Source organism: Actinoplanes sp. NPDC049316 (assembly GCF_040677315.1).
Taxonomy (GTDB): Bacteria; Actinomycetota; Actinomycetes; order Mycobacteriales; family Micromonosporaceae; genus Actinoplanes.
Window position 1 is genome coordinate 1 of the sequence record NZ_JBFAQM010000036.1, and the last position, 21,923, is coordinate 21,923.

The following is a 21,923-nucleotide window of genomic DNA, read 5'->3' on the forward strand; positions in this document are numbered from 1 at the left end:
ACCCTGCGCTACGGCGGGCAGCTCTACTCCATCGGCCTCGGCCGAACCCACACCGGAACCCACGTCCTGATCCTGGTCCAAGACCTCAACATCCGCATCATCGACGCCGCCACCGGTGAACTGCTCCGCGAGCTCACCCTCGACCCCACCAAGCGCTACCAGCCCACCGGCCGACCACCCGGACCCGCACCGAAAAAGAAAAACCCCCTGAACCCACAACCGTGGGTTCAGGGGTTTCCAATGTCTTGAGACATCACACTGTCGGGCTGACAGGATTTGAACCTGCGACCCCTTGACCCCCAGCATTTAGAGGGCCCAGCGACGTGCTAACAAACGTTTTACCAGGTCACTTGAAAGTATACTCGGCCGAGTAAAGGGGTCCAACGAATCTCCTCGCCGGGAGTCATCGCCGGGTACCTGACCTCGCATTTTACCAGGGCTGTTCCGCCAGCGGTCTTCTCTGAGGGTTCCGGTGGCTCCGCCAATCGGAGGGCGCCGACCTCGATGGCGAAGCCCATTCAGGACCCAACTAGCGCGACCCGGGTGACGTTACTGAGGCCGGTCGCGTAGGAGGGACGGGAATCCACCAATTGCTTGGTCGATCGCTTGCTCAAAAACGGGCCAGCCTCGATCGATACCTCCTGCCCAATTCCATTCGTATTCCTTGATGCCAAATTGGGCAGGCTCCGGTCGCTGTCCGGTAGCCTCAGCGATCTGCAGGTAGTAGATGCCGCGGGCGGCGAGTCTGGCAATCTCCCGGTAGCGGTCCACTGCCTTTGGGTCGCTTGTATGTAGCTCGTCGTCGTAGTACTGCCCTCCAAGCGCGAGGTACACAGCATTGACGAATTCGTCCGCTCTAGTGGGCAGGAGGTCAACTCTGCGAGGCGCGGCCGGAGCCTTCTCGCCGATGGTGGTGTACAACTTGGAGAGGTCGCCGTTGAACCAGTGGTTCGCTGCTTCGGCTGCCAGCTTAGCGAATTGGCGGAAGGTCGGCGGTTTTCCTCGGACAGCGATAAGGCGGTGAAGTTCGCGCGCCACGGTTGAGAGTTCGTTGTTCCAACGGAACTGGAGGTACTCCCCCAGATATCGTCGAGTCCAGCCTTGGCGATGGCGGGTGACTATGTCGCGGAGAATCTCGAATCCGTCCCGCCGTTGGCCACCACTCGAGATGCGAAGGCTGAGACGTACGCCTTCCACCTCCGCGATGTCAGTCTCGTAGGATTCTGATCCGATCTCCTGGGCGGGGCCAAGGTATTGCTCGGCGTTGGCCAGCTCTTCAAATAGACTTTGGTGGATGGGGGTGCCGGCTTCCTCCAGGGCTCGGAGGTCTCGCTGGTGGTAGTTGCGGAGTCCTTCAAGGCTTGTCCGGGAGTATGGACCTTCGCAGATGTACCAGGCTGTGAGCGCCACGCCCTCCCAGAACTTCACTGCTGGGCCAAACGTCTCGGCCATCAGCCTGTGTGGGTACGGCTCACTGACGATGGTTTCGGGCCAGCGGGGAAGGACGATGCCGTCCCAGAGCTGGTCGACGTCGGCGACCAGGTCGGTTGTCAGAAGCGTTCGGTAGATCGGCTCGACATGTCGGTTCCTTCTGCCAACGAATATCCCGCCTTCTTCGCGCAGCCCCCACAGTGCGGGCATACCGGCGGTCTGTTTGGCGTGCAGTGCATCGAACTGCGTCCACCACCGGCTCATCACCTCGACACGCTTGTCTACTGCGGAGACCGACGTGTCTTGGCCCATGAAGGCCGCCAGCATGGCATGCACGTCGTCAACGTCGAGCCCATGGTCGGCGGCGACGGTCGCGGCTTTGGCCGCGCCACTAACGTAGAGCTTCGGTGTCGGGAGAGCTGTCACAACTTCTTCGTTCGGGTTGGGCGGCATGCCGAGGTAGTCCAGGAATGCCAACCAGTCGCCTGCGAAGTATGCGCTGAGCACGGGCTGCAGCGATCGGGTGAGGACTTTGCGGGCCAGAGGTGTGCCGGCTTTCGCCTTCTTTCCCGTCGCAGCGGCTAATGCTTGGACTCGTTCGGCGCGGTAACGAGCGGCGAGCTGCTGCAGGTCGCTTCCGGCAAGGACGTCGAGCAGACCGGCTCGGGCTCGGGCTTGCCCGGTTCGGTCCAAGCTGCTCCATCCGCCTCGGTAGGTGAGAACAGACAGCGTCGCTCGCGTGTTGAGCCCGAGGCGGTCGAAGGAGTTGGTGATCGCCTCCCATGTAGCCGTTTGCTCCTCAGGAGTGTCCGTCGATCCGGCCGCCCGGGTGTGCACGGGCGCCATCAGGCGCTCGAAGAGCGGTATCAGAAGTGACCAGGCTGCGACAGCGTCGGCGGTGGAGGCGAACTGGACGCGGGCGACGTCGTCGGCGCTGCGGGTTATGGCGTACCACGGGTCGTGCCGGATGTACGCGGGCAGGTTCATGATTCCGGCTTTGAGGGAGCCTTGCTCCGGGAGGGACCAGGCGCCGCGGGCCTGCTGCGCGGTTAGCGAGAAGGTCGTGTTGACGTAGGCTCTGTCGGCTGCGTTGAGCGGTGTCAGGGTGATGGTGTCGTTGTTCTTGTCGCTTGGCGGGCCGGGCTTGATGTCCGCGATCTTCGCACCGGCCAGGGCGGCTGCGATGAGGTTGGCGAGGACCTGGTCGACGTCGGTGAAACGGCTCGAGTGTCCAGCGTCGCGTTCCAGGCGAAGGAACTGCTCGGGTGCGGCGGCCGCGATGGCGTGCGCATAGCCCAGGTCAGCCATGGGTGCTCCGGATGACGGCCACGAATTCTTCGAACGAGCGTGGGTTCGGTCTGGTAGCGGCGTAGTCGGCGTACCGCTGGGCGAGGGTGTGCAGTTCGCGTTCTTCGCGTCGAGCTTCGACCTGCTCGAGGTCGTGAAGGAACTGCTGGGGAGTGTCCCCTTGCTCGGCGAGGACGACCGCGTCGGGGTTCTGCGCTGACTGATTACCGCTAGGAGTCGTGCCAAACTTTGAAAGGTCGGGCACGGGGGCGTCGCCGAACTGGTCAGCGTCGGTCGGGCGCGGGTCCATGTCGTTTTCGAGGCGAAGCGTCTCCAAGTGATCATCGAGCCCGAGCTCGCCGTGGTAAACGACATCGAGGTGCTGGCGATCGTCCCGTCCGATCAGGGCGGGATGGTGGATGATGCGGATACCGCGGCCGAGGAATTGGTAGAACTCGCCGAAGCTTCCATAGGGTCGCATCGGCACTACGACGGTGATGGCAGGCAGGTCATAGCCTTGTCCCAGCATTTTGAGTTGGACGATGCCTTGCAGGTTGCCGGACTCGGCTTCGAAACGGGCCCTGGTCGCGGCGATCGACGCGTCGCTCATCGAGTGGTGCAGGGTGGCGCAGGGGATGCCGTGGTCATTGGCGATGCGAGCGACTTGCTCGGCGTGACGTTGTCCGAGGGCAGCGAACAGGACGCGTGGCCGGACTGGTGCGAGCACACCGTGTTGCATGTTCAGGCATTGGCGAACCGTCTGCATGACGCGCCGGATGGGTTCCTCTGAAGTCGCTGTGATGCGGGCGAGTTTGCGTTCATCCTGCATGACCTCCAACAGCGCTTGCTTACCGATGATCTCCTCACGGTCGCCGCTCGGCCAGACGATTTCGTAGATTGTCTGTTCGACTTCCGGTGTGAATCGGTGGGCGCGGAGGTGTTTGGCGTGTCCGTCGGCGATCGAGTCGATGAGCCGGTAGCGGTAGACCACGTCGGCGGCCACGGTCTTGCCGTCTGCGCGTGTGAAGCACGCGGACATCAGCAGCCGGCGGGCGTGTGGGAAGTGGTCGAAGAGCTGCTGGTAGGACTCAGCGGCCGCAATGTGTGCTTCGTCAATCACGATGAAGTCGACGTCGTCGGGATTCAGCTTGGAGAGCAGCCCGCTGTCGCCACCGTTGGCGCTGAGGGCGTGGAAGTTTGTCACGATGATCTCAGCGGACAGCAATTTGTCTCGGCTGACGGACCGGATGGGAGCGGCGCCGCTGTCAAGCACCTTGACCCTGGGCGGCCGGCAGCCGGCGATGAGGGGGCCTCCGCGCAGCGTATACAGCGCGTTGCCGGCCGTGTCAGGATCGAGAGCTGTCGCGAACGTACCGCGGATAACCCGACCGGGGGTCACGATCAATGCCCTACGCCTGGTGAACGCCAGTGTGGCGGCGACGCCCAGGGCGGTTTTGCCAGCACCAACCGACATCACGCAGGCGGCGTTGATGCCTCCGCGCCGGTAGTAGTTGGCGAGGCTTGCCATCGCCTCACGCTGACAGAGCCGCAGCGGCCCAAGGTCCATGCGCTGGCGCACGAGGTCGAAGTAGTCGGGCTGCGGTCGAACAGCCTGTGCTGGCGGTGTTGCCAAACCGAGAAGGTTCGGCGTCATGTCGTCCGGGACAGGCACGATCGGGTTGGCGATGAGATGAGCGGCCAAGGTCGGATCGTCGCGTAGGACGGCTTGCAGCTGCGCAACACACCGCGCCGTGTCGTCCCGGATGGCATCGTAGGAGAACCGCAGGACGACGAAGCCAAGGCTCGTCAGGTCGTTCTGCCGTATCCGGTCATAGACGAACGCTGTCTTGCTGCTGTGGAATGCGAAGCCGTCGAGCTCGACGACAACTCTCAGTCGCGCACCAGCCAGCATGTAGTCCAGGCGGTAGGTCCGGTCTGCTACAGCTACAGGGTGCTGCGCGATCACGCACCCCGCGATGCCGGGCGTCGCCGCGGCGGCCAGCACCCACCTAATAAACGCTGTTTCCAGGAATGACTGCCCTGGGACTAGATCGACGAGGCGGGAGCCGATCACCGCAACTCCTCGTCGAGTGCGGCGACCTTTGCTTCCAGGTCTTCACGTCGGTAGAGGTCACCGAAGCGCGTTGCGCGGCGGCTCAGCGCCAAGGCTTCGCGCAGGGCTCCCTCTCGTTCCAGCAAGCTGACTAGGCGTTCCAGGCTGGTGATGCGCAGGAAGCCGTCATTGGGGTGATCGTCGTTTCGCCATGCAGTTCGCGGGACGGCTTCGAGTAGGGCCAGATCGAGATACCCGAAGGTCTCGGCCATCCGCAGCCCGACCGGCTCTCGCCGCCGACGCGACCATAGCTCCGTTACGGCGCCTTGTAATAGGAAGTGGTAATCCGATGTCGTGCCGGGAAGCTCCAGTCCCTCCCAGACCGACCGTACAAGATCCTCGTGCCGGAGGCGTGTTACGTCGGAACTCAGATGCCGGCTTGCTGGTGAAGCTGATGTAGTCGCGCCGTCCGCTGCAGGCCACATGAGGTATCCCATGCTTGCCCTGGGCCGGATCCGAGATTCAGGCAAGAGGGCCCTATCAATACCGGGACTGCCATCGAAGCGGATGCCTGGAACCGCGGCCATCCTCTCGAACCACGATTCCAAGAAGTAGTCCCCGCTTACCCAGGAGTTGATCAATATCGACACGAATGCTGCGAGTCAGATTGCCATCTCCCGCACCTTGCCGCCACCCTTCGTTCGGGGTAACGACTGCGGCAAGACCTGAGTCACCCTTGCTGGGGGAGCGCCTGCGCGCTCGCAGCGTAGTCGAACTCATCATCGTCGTCGACTGCGCGAGCGACTCACAGGTCCGGTCACGGTCCTCAGCGAAGGAGGTTCCCGGACGAGCCAGCGGGTTTGCGATGCGCTGGGTCGCGAGTACCACACTTTGTGACCGCGTGGGCGTCGGAGCCGGGTGACCGCGAGTCGTCGGTCCTCTGGTTGAGGTGGCAGGTATGTTGTGGGGCCCGGTGGGGGCATGCCGTTCGTTAGTGGACGACGGTTGACGCGGCGCTCGAATGCCTGGCGGGCCTTAGACGACTGGAGTTGATACGTGCGTCTCGCTGCGATCCGAGTACAGGGCTTCCGGAGCCTCGGCGACATTGGCCCCTTGGAGATCAGCCAACCGATGATCTTGGTCGGGCACAACGGCAGCGGGAAGACGGCGTTTCTCGACGCCATAGCGTTCCTGCTGGGCACGTACACGCTGTCCGACGAGGACCGGACCTACCTTGATGCGCGGCCCGATGCCGAGGACTCGTTGACGCGTCCGCGCGTCGAAGAGACGACGGTGACTGGCGAGTTCCTGCTCTCCACGCACGAACAGGACGCGCTCGTCCTGCCATCTCTGGTCCGCATTCGCAGGAGCCGGCTCGCGTCGGGAAAGACCGAGGCCTCGCTCGAACTTGACGTAGCCGAGGACGAAACCCTGCGCGGGTTGGCAGGCAAGAAGGTAGACGAGCTCCGGCGTATCGCCAAAGAACACCTGGTCAGTTTGCAGGGCAAGTCCCGTAAAGACGACATTGTGCAGGCGTTGGAAGACTTCGCTAAGGGCGAGCCAACCGTTAAGGACTGGGTCACACTTCCGGTGCCGGTACGCGACGCCCTACCACGAGTGCTCCGCTTCGGTGATCATGAGTCTGCCGAATCCGCCGTCAAATCGGCACTCAGCGCCCGGTTCCAGCAGCACTTGGAGGATCCCGAGCTCAGTGAGCAGGTCTCTGTTCTCCAGCAGGAGCTGAGTGCGCGGGTCCGTCAGGACGCGCAGGGCCTGGTCGAGCACATTAAAGGACGATGCGAGGAGCTAACCTGGGTCGAGGTAGAACCCGAGATCAGCTTCACGAAGGTCTTGAAGGCCACGCATCTCAACTTGGCCACTGCCGATGGTGAAGGCGTAGGAGTGGGACGCTCCGGAGCAGGACGAGCCCGGCGGGTCAGCCTCGCCGTCTGGGAGTGGGCAAGTGAAGCCCTCCGCGACTCTCTGGCCGCACATCGGCCGGACGTCGCAGCCGGCAATGAAGATCGACAGCACGATTGCATCGTCATCTATGACGAACCGGACACGCATCTGGACTACCTGCAGCAGCGCCGCATCATGAAGGTCATCCGCGAACAGAGCGCCAACGAGCACATCGGAGTTGTTGTCGCCACTCACTCGATGAATCTCATCGACGGCGCCGAACCGGGCGACATCGTCCATCTTCGGCTGCAAGTCAGCAGAAAACGCACTGAGGTCGACAGCATCCTCACCTCCGATTCTCATGCCGCGCAAAGTCAGCACTTGATGCAGATCGCCGCAGCCCTCGGTCTGCGCAACACGATCCTGCTCCACGAACGGTTCTTCCTCGGCGTCGAGGGGGACACCGAGATGGTCGCCTTCCCGACGCTGTTCCGCCTAGTAACCGGGCGGACCCTGCAATCCGCAGGCATCGTGCTGGTGCCCTGCAACAAAGACGAAGGTGCCATCATCTTCGCTGGGCACCTGGTCAAGCACGGCAGACGCGTCGCCTTCATCGTTGACGGCGACGTGTACGACAAGAAGTTTTACAGTGAAACGCGGTTGGCCAATGCCGGGCTCACGAAGCGTGATCATGTGCACTTGCTCGGCAGTCCAGGCAAGGAGTTCGAGCACGAGTTCTCCGACGACCAATGGGCGCTGGCTGGCAACACCCATTGGAAGCGCACCGACGGCCTTCCCTGGACGGCGGCCGACATCGCCGAGTTACGCAGCGGCCCGAAGTTCAGCGCGGCCTTGGAGAATGCCTTCCGGGTCAACAGCGAGGAGGGGCCGAGCGGGAAGCCGGCTACCATGGCGGGTCTGGTCCGTACTTTTCGCGATGGATCCGCGGTCCCCCCAAAGATTCAGGAAATCTTCGCCAAGATCACGGCACTGGCCGCGCTTGATGAGTGACCTGCCTGCTCGGCGCGGCGAGCCAACATACGCGTCCGGCGTTGCGCGGGTGTCGGTTCCTCCCAACCGTGCCATCCGCGTCCTTCGGTCCATAGCTGAACATGATCACGTTCGGCTATGCCGCACCATCGACAGCCATTGGGCGGCGTCGGTTCTCCGTGCTGGTTGAGGGCTTGCACAAGACGTCCTCCTCACCCGTTCGACTGATCCCACAATGCCATGGGGGTACGACATTTTCTATGGATCGCGCTAGACGCAAACCTCTCAAATAGTATTTATCGGTACGTAAGGTGTAGTCGAGACTTACCAGCCGCGGAGTTGTGGCTCCCCTACCCCGCACCTGGGATCACCGGTGGCGGAGCCCATCACGATGTAGGTGCTATGCGAGCTGGCGGGTGCCGCACTAGAAGATGGCGAGCTGCCCAGTCAACGACGCTGAGTGTGCCGAGGTGGGAACAGCCACGGTCGGTAGCGCTGAGTTAATCCCCCACTTCGGTGGGAAGAAGAGCGGGACCGGCGAGGGGTTCTGAGTGAATCGCGCTTTGATCCTGCTGCGGGCGCTGGCCAGTTCGGGGACTGCTTCACGGCAATACTTGTCGGTTTCGCAGAACAGCCCTTGGCAGTCGATGGCGTGCAGCGGCCTGCCGAACAGGCCCTGGAACGGTAGTCCGAGTCGTTCCATCTCTTCGGCCTGGTGTTCCAGCATCCACATGATCACGTCGGTGGGTTTGTAGTCGCCGAGGTCCTCGAAGCACTTGCGGATGCCGCGTAGCGCACCGGGGCCGGCTTGGGTGAAGTCGTTCTCGCTGAAGTTGACCAGCGCGGAGTAGTTGAGGTCGACGGCGGTCTGGTACGACATGAAGTCGCCCATCAGGGGGTAGCCGTGCAGCAGGTCGTAGATCTGCCGCAGGCTGCCCGCTTCGAGGATGCGGTCGGCGAGGTCGTCGGCGAGGAACATGTGTCGCCAGAGTTCGACGTGGTTGAGGTGTTTGCGGCCTTGGCCGTAGGCGTCGGTGGCGCAGAGGATGAAGGCGCCGGTGTAGAGGCCTGAGTTCGCGACGGCGGCAGCAGTAAGGGCTGCGGTGAATCGGCCGTCGGCGAGGTCGTCGAGCGTCGGGTAGCGGCCGAGATAGGTGCGGACGCTTCGCCAGGTGTCGATCTTGCTGAAGGTCCGGAACGCGACGATTTGGAAGATGCGATCTTGCGGGGTGCAGTCTTCGTCGTGGTAGCAGACGTCGCGGATCATGTACTGGCTGACGCGGTCGGCGGCGCGGTACACGTTGCAGAACTTGAAGGTGGACAGGATCGGATCGTCGGTCCACGGACCCGGCTGGCCGGCGACGCGCCGTTCGAACATGGCTTGCCGCTGGCTGGCGTAGTACCAGTACAGGTCGTAGACGCCTGCTCGTGGTGTGGGCGGCCGCCGGGTCATCACGCCAACCTAACGGACGTGGCAAGACCTGCGGTTACCGCTGCCGGTAGAAAACGCCCGTTCCGTGCAGGTGAAAATACCGAGAGTCACTCAGAAGTGGTCGTGCGGCCATGCGCTCACCCAGGGTGTATCGGAACCGGTCGACGCCGGTGACGTGGTCGAACACGATCGCGCCGCCCACCAGGGTGCGCTCTTGCACGACGGTGACGGCGGCGCTGGCCGGGGTGTAGTTGTCCGTGTCGATGAAGGTGCAGACCAGGTCCTCGCTGGCGAGACGGCTGGCGGTGGCAGCGATGTCGCCGGGCACGATTTCGACGCGACGGTGCGCGAGGTAGCGGCGTACGGAGTCGATGTCGGTGAAGACGCAGTCCGGATGGTCGTACATGTCGAGCGGACTGCGCCGGGCGGGGAACCCGGCGAACGTGTCGAAGCCGATGACGGGCCAGTCGGCGCCGAGACGTTCGATCGTGCGGGAGAGGAACATGGTGGTGCCGCCCTTGAACATGCCGAACTCCGCAACCACGCCCTGCAGGCCGAGCAGTGCCGCGTTCGTCAGGCATTGGTGCAGGTGGACCAGGGAGTTGGGGTATCCATTGGCGAGTGACGGTACGAGCAAGTCGTCGAGTTCCTGGCGGTACCCGGGGTCGCGGTAGGCGAGGTGGCCGTAGCCGGCCACGACGACTTTCGGTGCGCCCTGGATGAAGGGCAGCGCGCCGGTCAGCAGGTCTTCTTTGTCCGCATCGGCGGCGACGGCGATCACGTCGATCGGGTGATCTACCAGGTCCTCGAGGGATCGGGTGGGTGCGTGCAGGGCTGCTGCCGGTGGTGTGGCGGTGTAGATGCCGTGCACGCAGCGGTCGAGTCCGGTGCTGGCCAGTCGTTCCAGCAGCCGTAGCGCGGTGGGAGTTGCGCCGAGGATCGCCACGCTCATGGCGCCGTGCAGTAGCTCGGCCTCGACGTCGTCGGCCAGCTTGGTGAAGTCTTCGGGTCGCATGCCGCTCCTCCTGGTTCGCGTTTGATTCGATGTCGATCAGGCGCCTACTGACCGAGGGGCGGGCGAGGCGCCGATGCTGGACGTCGTCGTTGCCTTCAGGCTGCGATCGGCGACGACTGGATGTCCGGGTGCGGTTCGTGCACGGCGTCGACGGCCTGGAAGGTGAGCTCGCGGGCGTCGAGATCTGCGATCAGCAGTCCGCCGCCGTGCATGACCAGTTGGTCCATCGCTCTGAAGCCCTGCCAGATCGCTTGTCGCCACAGCCATCCGGGCGCTCGCGCTACTTCGAGGCCGGCGGTGGCGGCGCGGGCGAGGTCGACGATGTCTGAGGTGACCGCGTGATACCGACGGAATCCGATGCGGGTTTCGGCGAGGCGGGCGAGGATTGCCGCCAGGCCTTCCTCGGTGAAGATCGCCCGGGCGCCGTCTTCACATTCATCGACCATCGGGTCGGACTTGCGTTTGCGGCGCAGCAACGCTCGCAGGTTCGGCGACCAGCCCAGGACGGCGAGAAAGCCGAAGTGGATGGCATCGTGGAAGCGATAGCCGTCGGGGCGGTGGGCATTGTCGGTGAGCGGGTCTCCCAACCGGTCACCAGGTTGCAGAGGTTGCGCTCCGGTGCGGGCGGCCGACCCGCCTGCTGTCGCTGGCTGTGTCGATGTCAGGGTCGCGGTCACGATCCGCCGCCCACTCGGGCCGATTTCCTCGTCGAATCTGATGGTCAACCGCCGCGGAAGTTGCTCGGCCTCGGGATAGTCCGCGTCGAACGCCGGCAGCACCGTGTAGGCGACTTGGGTGCAGGCGGCGTCGAGGTCGTCGAGGGTGGCGAGGCTGGTAGTGGCAATCTCGCTTAGGTCGAGCCCCGCTGTGGTGGCCAATGAGGCCGTCCGGTGCAGCAGGTCGGCGAGCCCGGCGCGGAGGGCGTCGCGGTAGCCGCCGTCGGTCAGCAGCCCGTGCTGCCCATGCAGGACGGCGGTGGCTACTGTGCCGGCTGCGGCGGTCAGCTGGCATCCTTGCACCGGCACCGGTGATGTCTCGCCGGCCTGGGCGCGGACTTGTTCGGTGCGGCGCTGGTAATCCTGAAGATCCATCGCTGCGTCCCTCTTCCGGTTGATTGCTTGGTGATCACAGGCCGCGACGATCGCGACCCGGTACACCCATCAGCTCGCAGCCGGACGGCCGGCGGAAGCCTTTTGTCTATCAGCGAGAATCAATTTTCAGGTCTCGACCGCACGCGCCGATCGCCGCACACTGTCCGTAACAGCGGCGTGTGTCTGTGGGGCGATCATGGGGACCGACGAGGCGTTCTGGGCGTCGGCGCGGATGCGGGCCGCGGTGGCCGCCGACGATGTAGGTGCGGTCATCCGGCTGGCGCGCCTGCGGGCGCAGCTCAACCAGACCCAGCTCGGCCAGCAGTGTGGCTATTCAACCTCGACAATCTCGCGCATCGAACGCGGCCAGCCGCCGAGTCAGGACGTTCACGTTCGCCGGCGGATCGGGGAGGCCTTGGGCATTCCTATGGAGTTTCTTGGCCTCGCTCCCCTTGCCGAGGGCCGATCCGTTCAACCTTCCAGCGTGGACAGCACACCAATCGGTCACCCCGGGGTTAGGGTCGTTGCGACCGAGCCCGGGAGAGGTGATCCAATGCGACGACGTGACCTGCTGTCTGGCGTGGCCGCGAGCGCTGCGGCCACAGCTTTGCCGTGGCCGGAGCATCAATCGGCCGCCGGCCGGCCGGGCCTGGCGGATCTGCTCCAGGCGGAGACCACCGTCGTCGCCCCACCGAAGCTATCCGTTCTGGCCCGGCAGCTGCGAGAGGCACGACAGGCGTTCGGCGCGAGCCGGTATGACGAACTCACCCGCCTGCTGTTCGCCTTGATCGCGGGTGCCGCTGCGGGCCGGCGCGATGGGCGCGCGGAGGATCGCGAGTCGGTCATGGTCGTCCTGGCCGCCGGCTACCGGCTGGCCTCGGAGCTTTCTGTCAAACGCAACGACGATGCTCTCGCCTGGGTCTTGGCGGACCGGGCGCTGTCAGCGGCGCAGGCCACCGGACGCAATGCCCCAGTTGCGCACGCCAGCAGGTCAGTGGCGATCGCGATGCGTCGCGCCGGTCACCACACCGACGCGATTACTCTGCTGTCGAACAACGCCGAGAAACTGCACCCAGGTACCGACGCGACCGACGCGGATCTGGCCACCTACGGGGCGTTGCTGTGCACAGCGGCCTACGCCAGCGCCCAATCCGGCGCGCGACGCAATGCCGAAACGTTCTTGTCCGAAGCGGTCGATGCCGCCGGCCGGCTCAGCGCGCCTGTCAACGCTGGGGAGATCACCTTCAGTGCCACTAACGTGGCCGGCTATCAGATCAGCGTCTTCACCAGTCTGGGTGACAGCGCCGCCGCGCTCGACCATGCTGCCCGTGTCGACGTGCGCCAACTGGGGACGTCGGAGCGCTACGCCCGGTACTGCATCGACACCGCCCGAGCATGGGAGCTGCACGGCCGACCCGATCGCGCTACTCAGGCCTTGGCTGCGGCCGAGGCCGTGGCACCCGAAGAGCTGCGCCGACCGTCGTCGCATGAGTTGATCACCCGGATGCTGTACTCGCCGACGATCACCCCGAGCGGCTTGCGGAGTCTCGCCGCCCGGGTCGGTGCCATCAGCTGATCGCTGCGCCCGGGCAGCGTCGGCTACTGGGCGATCGTCATGCTGGCTCCGGCTGAGGTGGCTGAGCACGCCGACGACCGCGGTATTTCACCACCGGTAGATCCTCGGCTGGTGTGCTGCGTGCGAGTTCGCCTTCGCGGGTGCGCAGATAGCGACGGGCGATGTCGGCGGGGTTGCCTTGATCGAGGCTGGCTGCGGCGACGAGTGCCGACAACATTTGCGCCCGGCTGACCGGGATCCCCTCGTCCGCCGCGACCCGGACCAGCAGGTCGAGGCGGTCATCGACTTCGATGGGCCACTGCACCGAGGTGGTGCGTCGTTCCGCATCTTTCAGAAGAACCACGCAGCGTCCTGCCTCTCCCGCTTATGATGTATCTAATATATATTAGATACATGGCTTGGACGGTTGGTTGTCGAGACAGGCGGTTCCACGCTGACGCTCCGGCGATCATGATGTGCGGTCGCCGGACGATGGACCAGGAGCTAGCGAAGCGATCCGCAAATCCTTCCGCCCCGCCGCTGACAGCATCCGCTGCATCACCGACACCCAGGAGCAGCATTTCGCTCGGCTGGGCCTGTCGTTTACCCCAGCGGGAGGACAACGGCTGCCGCTCATCGACCGCCGGAACCTGCTCTGCGAAATCGACAAGCACGCCTGACTCACGCCCTCATCGCCGAAATTAGTGGCGGCGCCCGGACCAAGCAGCACGGCCCGACCCATGTAACTGCCGGCCCCCGAAGGCGGGCATCAACGACCGGCTCAGAACCGTGCCAGCCCATACGGCATGATCTCAGCCTTGCCCCTCGACCTGAAGGAACGCCCGATGTCAGTAGAGACCCCAACCGGCACCGACGCGACCTACGCCGACGCGGTGACGGTCCTGGCCACCGCACTGGATGAGCTCGGCGCCCGGATTTACCGAGACGTGCACGTCGAGAGCAGCTACCTGCACCTGCCCGAAGACTCGAAGCTGACCGACACGCTCACCGAGTTTTCCGCCTACACCGACGAGTGCCTCACCGTGCTGGACAACCCGATCGTCGTCCGTGCCCTCGCGGCAGCAAGAACCCAGCAGCAGAAGGCCTGAAGGCCCTGTCAGGGCAGCGACGCGTCGTAGCCGAACCGCTCCAGCATCAAGCGCACCCTGGTGATGGGCGATTCCAGGTGGGCCAGACCCGCCACGACGGTCAAATGCCCGACTTCTAAGCCGGTCTGCCGTGCGACATGGGCCAGCAACCGCCCCAGCCCGAGATAGTTGCCGTAGCCGCGTTCCACCAGGAACTGGCTACGGTAGGTGGCCAGCAGATGGACGCGCTGCTCGGTGTCGAGCTGGAACGCGCAGTAGCTGAGGCACGGAAAACCCATCGGGCTGTTGTCGGTACCCGGAACGTAGACCGCCAGGGCGTCAGGGCCGCCGTCTCCCGGCGCTTCGACGAGCGCCTCGTAACGGGCGGCCTGCAGCGTGCCTCCGGCGCTCCTGCGCTGCACATTGATCCGCTTGATCACGGCGCCGACCTGATCGAAGGGACCTTTAGCGGACGGATACTGGATCAGCCGACCGAAGTAGGTACCGCGGTCATTCTTGGTGAACTTCTTGCGCAGCATCGGGTACATCCGCACGTACCGCTCGACCAGCTCCTCATGGTCACGGCTCGAACGGGCGATCGCCTCGGGAAAGATCGTGTTGGCGACCGTGTCGACACACTGCAGGTTCTTGCCGCTGTCCAGCAGCTCGTCCATCGCCTGGCGCACCGCCGGGTCCTCGCCGACCGGGTCCGCGATCCTGGTCACCGTGTTGATCGCCTTACGTTTCGGCTCGCGGTTAAGTCGCTGCGCGGCCGCCAACCACGCGGTCGAGACATTGGATCCCTCTACGCTGACAAGGCTCACCGCCGTGCTCCGCTCGCCGGACCGACTAGGACGTCAGGACGCCCAGCAGCGAGCGGGCCGCAGTGGTTGCGCGGGGTGGGCACCAGCGTGACCGACCAGGTTTCACCACTTGCGCGTGCGGTGACCGTCAGCGGCGATTCGCTGACGATCGGGCCGCCGATGTCGAACTCGGCGCCTTCGCCGGGCGCGACGGCGTACGGCATGGGACGCATCTGCACGGGGGCCGGCCCGGCGAATTCCGGATCGTATCCCAGCCAGGGCGCCCGAACGATAAGCCGATCGCCTTCCTCAACGGCGAGACGGCTGCCTTCGGTCAGACCGGTCAGGTCCCAGATGCGTGGCGGGGTCGGCTCAGTCTTGGCACTCAGCCGAGCGCGCAAGCGGGCCGGCTGGACGTTCGCCCATCCGCCCGCGGTCCTCGCATCGACCAGCCGCAGGTGTCGTAGATGCCGCAGCGTTCCCCGGTAGGAGGCGCCCAGGTGCAACGACATCTGGTAGACGTCCATCGCCTCGCGCGGAATGTCCAGTCCCAGACGCAGCAGTGTTGCCTTCACCAGGCGGATCGGCATCAAGAACCAAGCGGCGAACGCCTCCGCTTGCTTTTCCTCGTCCGGCCACTTCTCCGGCGCCAGTCCGCTGAACGGGTCCAGTCCTTCGGCCACGCAACGCTGGTGGCCGAACTCGGCATGGCCGAGCTCGTGCCCGGCGGTGTGCCGGATGGTCGCTTCACTCATGGTGCTGTTGAGGAAGATACCGCCGTAGCGGCCGGGCATTGCGGGGAAATACAAGCCGAACAGGCCCGGTTCGTCATCTCCTCGAACCGCCAGACCGCAGCGGCGCAGCGCCTCGAACACGTCGATGTAGCTGTCCTCGGAGATGCCCAGGCGGGTGCGCAGATTGGTCGCAGCGATTCCGGCGGTGCGGTGGGCCATCAGCCAGTTCACGAAGGCTCTCCTCGATGCTCGAGCACCTGACGATCCTCGTCTCGAGCAGCTTCGGCGTCGGCTTGGTAGGACATTTGCAGGAACTGCGCGAACTTCATCACCTGGTTCATCTGCTCCGTCTTGAGGTTGAGGCCGGCCACCTTGCGGGGCAGGGCGGCCAGGGCGTGCTCGGCCGGAATCGCATCGAGGTCTTCGTTGAGGAAGTAAGCGACCGGGTAGCGGTAGAGACGGGCCAGCTTCTTCAATTCCAGGCTGTCCACCTTGCGGCGCCCGCCCTCGATCTCGCTGATGGCAGTGCGCGGAATCCCGGTCTGCTCGGAGACCTGCTGCTGAGTGAGGTTGAGGTACTCGCGGGTATTCTTCAGCCGCTCGCTGAGCAGCGTCGACTCACCAATGCCGTCGGCCTCGGGGCCGGAAGTAAGTGCCATGATCATGAACTCCTGTCGCTGGTTGTGCAGACGGATTCCACGACCTCCGCGAAGGCGCGCACCGAACGCAAGGCCCGGGCCGAGTCGACGTCAGCGGGGATCTCCACACCGAACTCCTGCTGAACGCGGGCCAGGATCTCCACGATGCGCAAAGAGTCGATCGGCAGTTCCCAGCCGCCCTGCTCCAGGTCGTCGCGCACATCGGCCTCGGACTGACCTCGCTCATCGGCGAGCAGCCCGACGACCACGTCGATGATCTGTTCGACCGTGGGACCAGCAACCCGCATCAGACACCTCGCAGCTGTCGGGAAATCCGTCATTGTGCTGGACGATACACCGCCTGATGTGGGATGTTCAAACAGGAACCGCCATGTTGTCGGAAGATCCAACAAGCACTGGGAAGGTCTCCGCCCGTGGACATGACGTCCTACCAGCACGCTGCCGCCAAGACCCTTCAACCACTCCCCCGCCACAACGACCAGCTGGTCGTTGCCCTACTCGGGCTCGCTGGGGAAACCGGAGCAGTCCTGACTGCCTACAAGAAGCAACTGCGCGACGGGGCAGCCGACCCGGGCTATCGCACACGCATGCGCGAGGAGCTCGGCGACGCCCTCTGGTACTTGTCCACGGTGGCGCACCAACTCAACCTCGACTTGAACGACATCGCCACTGCCAACCTCACCAAGATCACAGACCGGTGGCGGCCAACACCCTCCCACGCCATCCCCTTCGACACCGACCACGAGCCGCACGAGCAACTGCCCCGGCAGGCCGACTTCACGTTCACGCTCACCCGCGACGACAATCGCGAAGTTTCAGTCCTCACCTGCGAAGGTCAACAGGTAGGCGACCCCATCACCGACGCCTCCCACGTCACCGACGGCTACCACTTCCACGACGCCTTTCACCTGTCCTACGCCGCGGTACTCGGCTGGTCCCCGGTCATCCGCGCCCTGCTCGGCCGCAAACGCCGCAGCAACCCGCAGACCGATGAGGCCGAGGACGGCGGCCGCGCCATCGCGATCGAGGAAGGCATCGTCGCCCTGGTCTTCGGCTATGCCAGCCGCCACCAATACCTCGAAGGCAAAACGCACGTCGACAACGACATCCTCGACACCATCCAGGGCATGGTCGCCCACCTCGAAGTCTCGGCCCACCGCGCCGCCGACTGGGAGAAAGCCATCCTCACCGGCTTCGACGTCTGGCGAACCCTGCGCCGTCTCGCCGGAGGAACCGTCCACCTCGACCTCGACACCCAGAACCTGCGGGTAATCGAGGCTGACACCGAACCCCCGGCACCACCGCACCACACGGCTACGGACGCCTTCCGCGCCGCGGTGGCCACGCTGCACCGCAGCAAAGACGCCGCGTACGGAGACTCATGGAAGCGCCGCGGCGAGCAAATCTCGATCATGGCCAACATCGCCCGCAAGATCGACCGACTCAACATCCTCGCCACCACCGGCGCGGTCGGAACCACCGACGAAAACGCTATCGATACAGCCACCGATCTTCTCGTCTACGCCCTGAAGTACCTGACGTATCTCGCCGACCTCGACTCGGACGTCCTGGCGCTCATGTCAGCCAGCCCGGATGGGGCCGACACCTGGAGCGAGGGACCCGACGGCTTTGAGGTCGTCCTGAACTCCACCGACCTGACCGCGCTGGCCGCCGAACCCGACGAACCCCTCCCCAGCCTGATCGCCGCCGCCGACCGCAGCTTCGGCGACCTGGAGGAGTGCTTCTCCATAACCGGGGCGACCACAACGGCGCTGCGCCGTGCTGAGCTGGCTCAGACCCTCGCCGCTGACACGGTGCAGATCTTGGCCCAGCTGCGAGCCACCAGCCCAGCGCTCTTCGACACCTTTATCAGCACCTGGCAAAACCCGGTGCAGGTCGGCACTGCAGCACGCTGGCCGAGCTGCTCAGCCGGATCCCGCTCCACGCTGCCATGGCGTCGGACTGGGCGGCCCGCCAGCAGCGACCGTGACAAATGACCTCACCGGTGCGAGCAGAGCGTGCGGCAGATCATCCGAGCGCTTCTAGCGTCCAGCGATCTGTCCGGAGAGTAGCCCGCGATGGCAGGTCAGCTTCCGACGCTGTCTCAGCGTCGAGTCATGGGACCTACGATGGCTCCGGCACCGACGTGTGGACGGAGACCACCTTAGCTCGGCACCTGTGGCAACACCTGCCCACGGCGGTCCGCGACGCGATCACCGCCCGGTCGGGACTTCTGGACCGGGTCGACCATGCGATCGCAGGCTCCGTAGGCGACTTCGCCGCCACGCTCGACACCAGCACCGCCGGGCGCATCTTCTGCAAAGGCGCTCAGCTCGACACCGGCCGAGTCGGTTTCCTGCGCAACGAGATTCGTCTCAACCGTCACCTACCCGCCGACCTCGTTCCTCGGCTGCGCTGGCATGTCGAGGCAGCGGGATGGCTGATCGCCGTCTTCGATCACGCTCCCGGCGTAGCCGCGGACCTGCGTCCCGGCTCGCCGGACCTCCCCCTCATCGCCGACGCCCTCACCCGTATGGCCACAGCGCTGACGCCGTGCCCACCGGTCGCCATCCAGCCGGCCACCGCCCGGTGGGGTCGCCTGATCGATCCCGCCCTGGTCGACGGCGACACGCTGCTGCACACCGACATGACCCACAACAACTTCTTGATCTGCGACGGCCGCGTGCAGGTAGTGGACTGGTCGATGCCGTGCCGCGGTGCGGTATGGCTCGACACCGCCCGCATGCTGGTCCGGCTTATCCGCGCCGGGCATGGTCCAGAACAGGCTGAATGCTGGGCCGCGCGGCTACCGGCCTGGGGCAGCGTCACCCCGAATGCGGTCGACGCCTTCGCCGCCGCGCTCGCCAAGCTGTCCCGCCGACTACGCGACGCCAGCACCGACGCGCCGCATCTTGCGGAGATGGCTGCAGCCAGCGACCGCTGGCTACAACACCGCCTTCTCGCGTCGCGATAGATCGCCACCGACCTGATCCGGGCCTATCCGAGCGCGCATGAGGTAGGGCTCCTTGGCCACGACGCTGGGGCGGTCCACCGAGAACAGGTGATCAGGTTGCCGACCAGTCCCTGTGGCCTCGACACCACCCCTACGGCCTCAACAGACCGGGTTGCGCGGCTCGCCGACGTGATCAGGTTGCACTGCGCAGTTGATAGCTCTGTCACCCAGCCCTGGGGCGAGATCCCCTGTTCGAGTGGTTCCACTTGAGTTGGTGCTCGTACGCCTTGGCCCTGGAATCGTGGAGGTCGCCAGCGGCGCGGCTCACATCGCTTCGAGCATCCTAGGAACATTGGGGCGTCCGTCATGCCACCTGTGCGAAGGAACCCTCCCCGTTCGGTTTACACGACCGCCCGGTAGAGCGCGTCACGGTCGATGTATGGCTTCCATGTATGCACGAGGAAATTCGTTCTGTGTCCGGTGGCGAGCGGCCGGCGGACGGCAGCAATGCTGCACATTTCGCGGCCCTTCGAACCTCAAGGCAGCCGCGGCCAAGCAGTTCATCGAAGCGCACGGCGCTCGGGTATCCCGGGCCCAGGTGTACGAGGCGATCGATCCGGACCGTTGCACAACGTCGCGCGGCCGGCCCAGTCCCTTACTGCGCGACTGGATCGAGCGGTGGCTTGCAGTCAAGGTCGACGTCTCGGCGGCCACGCACGCGGAGTACGCGGGAATCTTGCGTGGGCGTGTCGCCGCGGACCTCGGGGACGTACGGGTGGCCGAGATCAGCCGGCACGAGCATCTCGATCCGTGGAAGGCGGCATTGTCGCGGCAGCTGATGCCGGCCGGGGTGCGCAAACACTGGACGGTGCTGAGTCAGGTCATGCGCGACGCGGTGCCGCACCTGCGATCCGACAATCCGCTGCGCCGACGTGCCGGAGATCGCGGTAACGGTCTGCCCCGCCTCCTGCGCCACCCGGCGTGTGTTCTCACCGCCGATCAGATCGGTGTACTCCTGGCACACTGCCGCGCGCCGATCCGCGACCTCCTGGTGATCGGTCTGGCCACGGGCATGCGCCTGGGTGAGTTGCTCGGTCTACGGGTCGCCGACGTCCGGCTGGGTGAGATGCCGGTGGTGAATGTCGTGCGGACTCTGCGCCGCGACGGCACGTTCGGCGTGCCGAAGACGTCACGGTCGCGGCGCACGATCGCCGTGACGCCCAGCACTGCGGCGGTGTTCGCCCGGCTGATCGCCGGTCGCCATCCCGATGAGCTGGTGTTCACCACACCGGGTGGCAGGCCGTGGGACGCGGGTACGCTCCGCAGCCGCTACTGGCGGCCCGCCGTGGCCGCTGCGCGACGCTGTCCGCGGCATCCGGCGCCCGCGGATACGGCCGGCAACCGGATGTCAGCATCGATGTGCCGCTGCCCAGGCAGGGTAGGGACGTGGCCGCGGTTGCAGGATCTGCGTCATACCCACGTGGCGTACCTGATCGCGGCCGGGTGGGATCTGCTCTCGATCCAGGTGCGGCTGGGGCACGCGTCGATCAAGACGACCTTCGATGTCTACGGCCACCTCTTACCCTACGGCGAATCGTCACGGCTGGCGGCCCTGGATGAGCAACTGCCGGGCGACCCGGGCCGCGTCGTGTCTCCGGCGGCCGTAAGCCCGCAGTGCGCGCGTGCGTCGGCGTTGTGAGCGCGGTTGAACGAGTTGACGTAAGGGCCGGATGTAGGTTGGCTCAGGGGTTTACTGCAGGATGCGGTGGAGCAGGACGTCGTGTTCTTGATAGATCGGCGGCGGGCCGTTCTGTGTGGCCGTTGCGGGTTTGACCGCTGGTGGCCTCTGCTGGGCCTGCTGAGCCGTGGCGGTGTCCATGGCGATGAGTTCGGCGCCGTAGGTGTCGGCGACGATGGCGGCGATGTGCTGGCCGGCGGGGTCGATGTCGCCGGCGTAGCGCAGGTGGACGCCGCGGTGGACGGCGAGCCGGAACAGGGTGTGGTCGACGGCGCGCAGTTGTCCGCTGGTGCAGGCCAGTGGCTGTGTGGAGCCGGTGAGGTAGGCGACTTCCAGTACGGACGGGTTTTCGACGACGGTGAGGGTTTGCGCGCCGAGCGTCGGCGGCTGGTCCAGCAGGTCGAGCAGGGTGAGGGCGACGGGGGTGTGGCTGTCGCGCAGCCGCCGGTCGATGGGTCCGTCGCCGGTGGTGTGGACGTTGAACAGCAGGACGGTGGCCGACAGCCGGTCGGCCACGATGCCGGATTCGGCCAGCAGCGCCCGCACGAGGTCGGGTCGGGTTGGTGTGGGCTGGCCGGTGTGTTCGGCGATGGCGGCTACCAGTCGTCGGCCGGCGAGGCGGTCGAGGTCGAAGTAGTGCGGGTTGCCGACGGTGTCGTGGGCGAGTTTGGCCAGCGGTTTCGGCGGGGTGAGGGGTAGCTGTTTCACGACGGTGGCCAGGGCGGTGATGGTGGTGCGGATGTCGGTGTCGTCTTCGCCGAGGCCGGCGGTGCGCATGCGGGTGACCAGCTGTGGGAGCCCGGGTAACTGGTCGGCGGCGTGTTGCCAGAGCTGGTCGCGGTGGGCGGCGGCGGTGCGGGCTGTGGCACTGCGGTCGACGATCGGGGCGTCGATGGCGAGTTCCACGATCGTGACGAGCTGGCCGGGCGTGAGGTTCAGGACGTTGAGCAGGTCGCGGACGGGCACGGTGATGGTGGTGCCGGTGGCGGTGACGGCTGAGGTTCTGCGTCGGCGCCGGGTGGTGGTGTCGAGCCAGGTGCGTAGCTGGGCGAGGCCGGCGTGGTTCATGTCGGTGACGCGGACGGTGGTGAGTGTTTCGGGGGCGGTGCCTGCGCAGAGCCGGTCGTGGATCGCCTGCCAGAGCGGGTGCAGGTCGATGTCGGTGGCAAGGTAGGTCAGGTCGGTGGGCACG

General features: G+C 65.4%; 20 protein-coding genes. 8 read left to right on the top strand and 12 right to left on the bottom strand.

Annotated elements, in window-relative coordinates; all coding sequences use genetic code 11:
• Nucleotides 1-249, top strand: a 249-nt coding sequence (locus tag AB0K03_RS35530) for a hypothetical protein (protein ID WP_364694594.1), incomplete at its 5' end; no start/stop codon positions are given.
• Between the two features lie 300 nt (nucleotides 250-549).
• On the opposite strand, the gene AB0K03_RS35535 is transcribed toward AB0K03_RS35530, so the two are convergent.
• Genes AB0K03_RS35535 through AB0K03_RS35545 form a run of 3 tightly spaced genes read right to left on the bottom strand, consistent with a single transcriptional unit; the run spans nucleotide 550 to nucleotide 5,043 of the window.
• A complete protein-coding gene (locus tag AB0K03_RS35535) occupies nucleotides 550-2,739 on the bottom strand; it encodes a hypothetical protein (protein WP_364694597.1) in 2,190 nt (729 codons plus the stop codon).
• Complete coding sequence (locus AB0K03_RS35540) at nucleotides 2,732-4,792, bottom strand: DEAD/DEAH box helicase family protein (RefSeq protein WP_364694600.1); 2,061 nt, start codon at nucleotides 4,790-4,792, stop codon at nucleotides 2,732-2,734. Before AB0K03_RS35540 ends, AB0K03_RS35535 begins: the two co-directional genes overlap by 8 nt.
• On the bottom strand, nucleotides 4,789-5,043 hold the full coding sequence (locus AB0K03_RS35545; RefSeq protein WP_364694603.1) for a hypothetical protein: 255 nt from the start codon (nucleotides 5,041-5,043) through the stop codon (nucleotides 4,789-4,791). Before AB0K03_RS35545 ends, AB0K03_RS35540 begins: the two co-directional genes overlap by 4 nt.
• A gap of 784 nt (nucleotides 5,044-5,827) precedes the next feature.
• Between AB0K03_RS35545 and AB0K03_RS35550 the strand changes: the two genes are divergently transcribed.
• Nucleotides 5,828-7,684, top strand: a complete 1,857-nt coding sequence (locus tag AB0K03_RS35550) for an AAA family ATPase (RefSeq protein ID WP_364694605.1) — start codon at nucleotides 5,828-5,830, stop codon at nucleotides 7,682-7,684.
• A 403-nt stretch (nucleotides 7,685-8,087) separates the two neighbouring features.
• On the opposite strand, the gene AB0K03_RS35555 is transcribed toward AB0K03_RS35550, so the two are convergent.
• The 3 genes from AB0K03_RS35555 to AB0K03_RS35565 form a co-directional block, all read right to left on the bottom strand.
• Entirely contained in the window at nucleotides 8,088-9,116 is a 1,029-nt protein-coding gene (locus tag AB0K03_RS35555) for a nucleotide kinase domain-containing protein (protein WP_364694608.1), read from the bottom strand.
• A gap of 34 nt (nucleotides 9,117-9,150) precedes the next feature.
• Nucleotides 9,151-10,110, bottom strand: a complete 960-nt coding sequence (locus AB0K03_RS35560) for a TylF/MycF/NovP-related O-methyltransferase (protein WP_364694611.1) — start codon at nucleotides 10,108-10,110, stop codon at nucleotides 9,151-9,153.
• A gap of 95 nt (nucleotides 10,111-10,205) precedes the next feature.
• Entirely contained in the window at nucleotides 10,206-11,201 is a 996-nt protein-coding gene (locus tag AB0K03_RS35565; RefSeq protein WP_364694614.1) for a hypothetical protein, read from the bottom strand.
• A gap of 196 nt (nucleotides 11,202-11,397) precedes the next feature.
• On the opposite strand from AB0K03_RS35565, the gene AB0K03_RS35570 reads away from it, so the two are divergent.
• On the top strand, nucleotides 11,398-12,777 hold the full coding sequence (locus AB0K03_RS35570) for a helix-turn-helix transcriptional regulator (RefSeq protein ID WP_364694618.1): 1,380 nt from the start codon (nucleotides 11,398-11,400) through the stop codon (nucleotides 12,775-12,777).
• 37 nt (nucleotides 12,778-12,814) lie between these two features.
• Here AB0K03_RS35570 and AB0K03_RS35575 read toward each other — a convergent pair whose 3' ends face one another.
• A complete protein-coding gene (locus tag AB0K03_RS35575; RefSeq protein ID WP_364694621.1) occupies nucleotides 12,815-13,120 on the bottom strand; it encodes a hypothetical protein in 306 nt (101 codons plus the stop codon).
• A gap of 112 nt (nucleotides 13,121-13,232) precedes the next feature.
• On the opposite strand from AB0K03_RS35575, the gene AB0K03_RS35580 reads away from it, so the two are divergent.
• Together AB0K03_RS35580 and AB0K03_RS35585 are read left to right on the top strand one after the other, a co-directional pair.
• Entirely contained in the window at nucleotides 13,233-13,436 is a 204-nt protein-coding gene (locus AB0K03_RS35580) for a nucleotide kinase domain-containing protein (RefSeq protein WP_364694624.1), read from the top strand.
• A gap of 165 nt (nucleotides 13,437-13,601) precedes the next feature.
• Nucleotides 13,602-13,865, top strand: coding sequence for a hypothetical protein (locus AB0K03_RS35585; RefSeq protein ID WP_364694627.1), 264 nt, complete (start codon nucleotides 13,602-13,604; stop codon nucleotides 13,863-13,865).
• A gap of 8 nt (nucleotides 13,866-13,873) precedes the next feature.
• Here the strand turns inward: AB0K03_RS35585 and AB0K03_RS35590 are convergent, their stop codons facing one another.
• The 4 genes from AB0K03_RS35590 to AB0K03_RS35605 are packed head-to-tail and all read right to left on the bottom strand — an operon-like array spanning nucleotide 13,874 to nucleotide 16,360.
• Entirely contained in the window at nucleotides 13,874-14,668 is a 795-nt protein-coding gene (locus AB0K03_RS35590) for a hypothetical protein (protein WP_364694630.1), read from the bottom strand.
• Nucleotides 14,665-15,612: an ImmA/IrrE family metallo-endopeptidase gene (locus tag AB0K03_RS35595; RefSeq protein ID WP_364694633.1), complete on the bottom strand. Its 948-nt coding sequence runs from the start codon at nucleotides 15,610-15,612 to the stop codon at nucleotides 14,665-14,667. The genes AB0K03_RS35590 and AB0K03_RS35595 overlap by 4 nt, the downstream gene beginning before the upstream one ends.
• Entirely contained in the window at nucleotides 15,609-16,046 is a 438-nt protein-coding gene (locus AB0K03_RS35600; protein ID WP_364694636.1) for a helix-turn-helix domain-containing protein, read from the bottom strand. The genes AB0K03_RS35595 and AB0K03_RS35600 overlap by 4 nt, the downstream gene beginning before the upstream one ends.
• Nucleotides 16,043-16,360: an acyl carrier protein gene (locus AB0K03_RS35605; protein WP_364694639.1), complete on the bottom strand. Its 318-nt coding sequence runs from the start codon at nucleotides 16,358-16,360 to the stop codon at nucleotides 16,043-16,045. Before AB0K03_RS35605 ends, AB0K03_RS35600 begins: the two co-directional genes overlap by 4 nt.
• 99 nt (nucleotides 16,361-16,459) lie before the next feature.
• Between AB0K03_RS35605 and AB0K03_RS35610 the strand changes: the two genes are divergently transcribed.
• The 3 genes from AB0K03_RS35610 (at nucleotide 16,460) to AB0K03_RS35620 (ending at nucleotide 20,692) form a co-directional block, all read left to right on the top strand.
• Entirely contained in the window at nucleotides 16,460-18,037 is a 1,578-nt protein-coding gene (locus tag AB0K03_RS35610) for a nucleoside triphosphate pyrophosphohydrolase family protein (RefSeq protein WP_364694799.1), read from the top strand.
• A 149-nt stretch (nucleotides 18,038-18,186) separates the two neighbouring features.
• Nucleotides 18,187-19,014: a hypothetical protein gene (locus AB0K03_RS35615; RefSeq protein WP_364694642.1), complete on the top strand. Its 828-nt coding sequence runs from the start codon at nucleotides 18,187-18,189 to the stop codon at nucleotides 19,012-19,014.
• A gap of 418 nt (nucleotides 19,015-19,432) precedes the next feature.
• The gene (locus AB0K03_RS35620) at nucleotides 19,433-20,692 is read left to right on the top strand and encodes a site-specific integrase (protein WP_364694644.1); all 1,260 of its coding nucleotides are present in this window, start codon (nucleotides 19,433-19,435) and stop codon (nucleotides 20,690-20,692) included.
• Nucleotides 20,693-20,743: 51 nt separating this feature from the next.
• On the opposite strand, the gene AB0K03_RS35625 is transcribed toward AB0K03_RS35620, so the two are convergent.
• Nucleotides 20,744-21,922, bottom strand: coding sequence for a TIGR02679 domain-containing protein (locus AB0K03_RS35625; protein WP_364694647.1), 1,179 nt, complete (start codon nucleotides 21,920-21,922; stop codon nucleotides 20,744-20,746).
• Nucleotide 21,923: the final 1 nt, after the last annotated feature.

Bases quoted from the DNA above. Each gene is read 5' to 3' on its own strand.
- AB0K03_RS35535 (WP_364694597.1), bottom strand. From the start codon at position 2,739: ATGGCTGACCTGGGCTATGCGCACGCCATCGCGGCCGCCGCACCCGAG.
- AB0K03_RS35545 (WP_364694603.1), bottom strand. From the start codon at position 5,043: ATGGCCGAGACCTTCGGGTATCTCGATCTGGCCCTACTCGAAGCCGTC.
- AB0K03_RS35555 (WP_364694608.1), bottom strand. From the start codon at position 9,116: ATGACCCGGCGGCCGCCCACACCACGAGCAGGCGTCTACGACCTGTAC.
- AB0K03_RS35560 (WP_364694611.1), bottom strand. From the start codon at position 10,110: ATGCGACCCGAAGACTTCACCAAGCTGGCCGACGACGTCGAGGCCGAG.
- AB0K03_RS35565 (WP_364694614.1), bottom strand. From the start codon at position 11,201: ATGGATCTTCAGGATTACCAGCGCCGCACCGAACAAGTCCGCGCCCAG.
- AB0K03_RS35570 (WP_364694618.1), top strand. From the start codon at position 11,398: ATGGGGACCGACGAGGCGTTCTGGGCGTCGGCGCGGATGCGGGCCGCG.
- AB0K03_RS35585 (WP_364694627.1), top strand. From the start codon at position 13,602: ATGTCAGTAGAGACCCCAACCGGCACCGACGCGACCTACGCCGACGCG.
- AB0K03_RS35600 (WP_364694636.1), bottom strand. From the start codon at position 16,046: ATGATCATGGCACTTACTTCCGGCCCCGAGGCCGACGGCATTGGTGAG.
- AB0K03_RS35605 (WP_364694639.1), bottom strand. From the start codon at position 16,360: ATGACGGATTTCCCGACAGCTGCGAGGTGTCTGATGCGGGTTGCTGGT.
- AB0K03_RS35610 (WP_364694799.1), top strand. From the start codon at position 16,460: ATGACGTCCTACCAGCACGCTGCCGCCAAGACCCTTCAACCACTCCCC.
- AB0K03_RS35620 (WP_364694644.1), top strand. From the start codon at position 19,433: ATGGCTTCCATGTATGCACGAGGAAATTCGTTCTGTGTCCGGTGGCGA.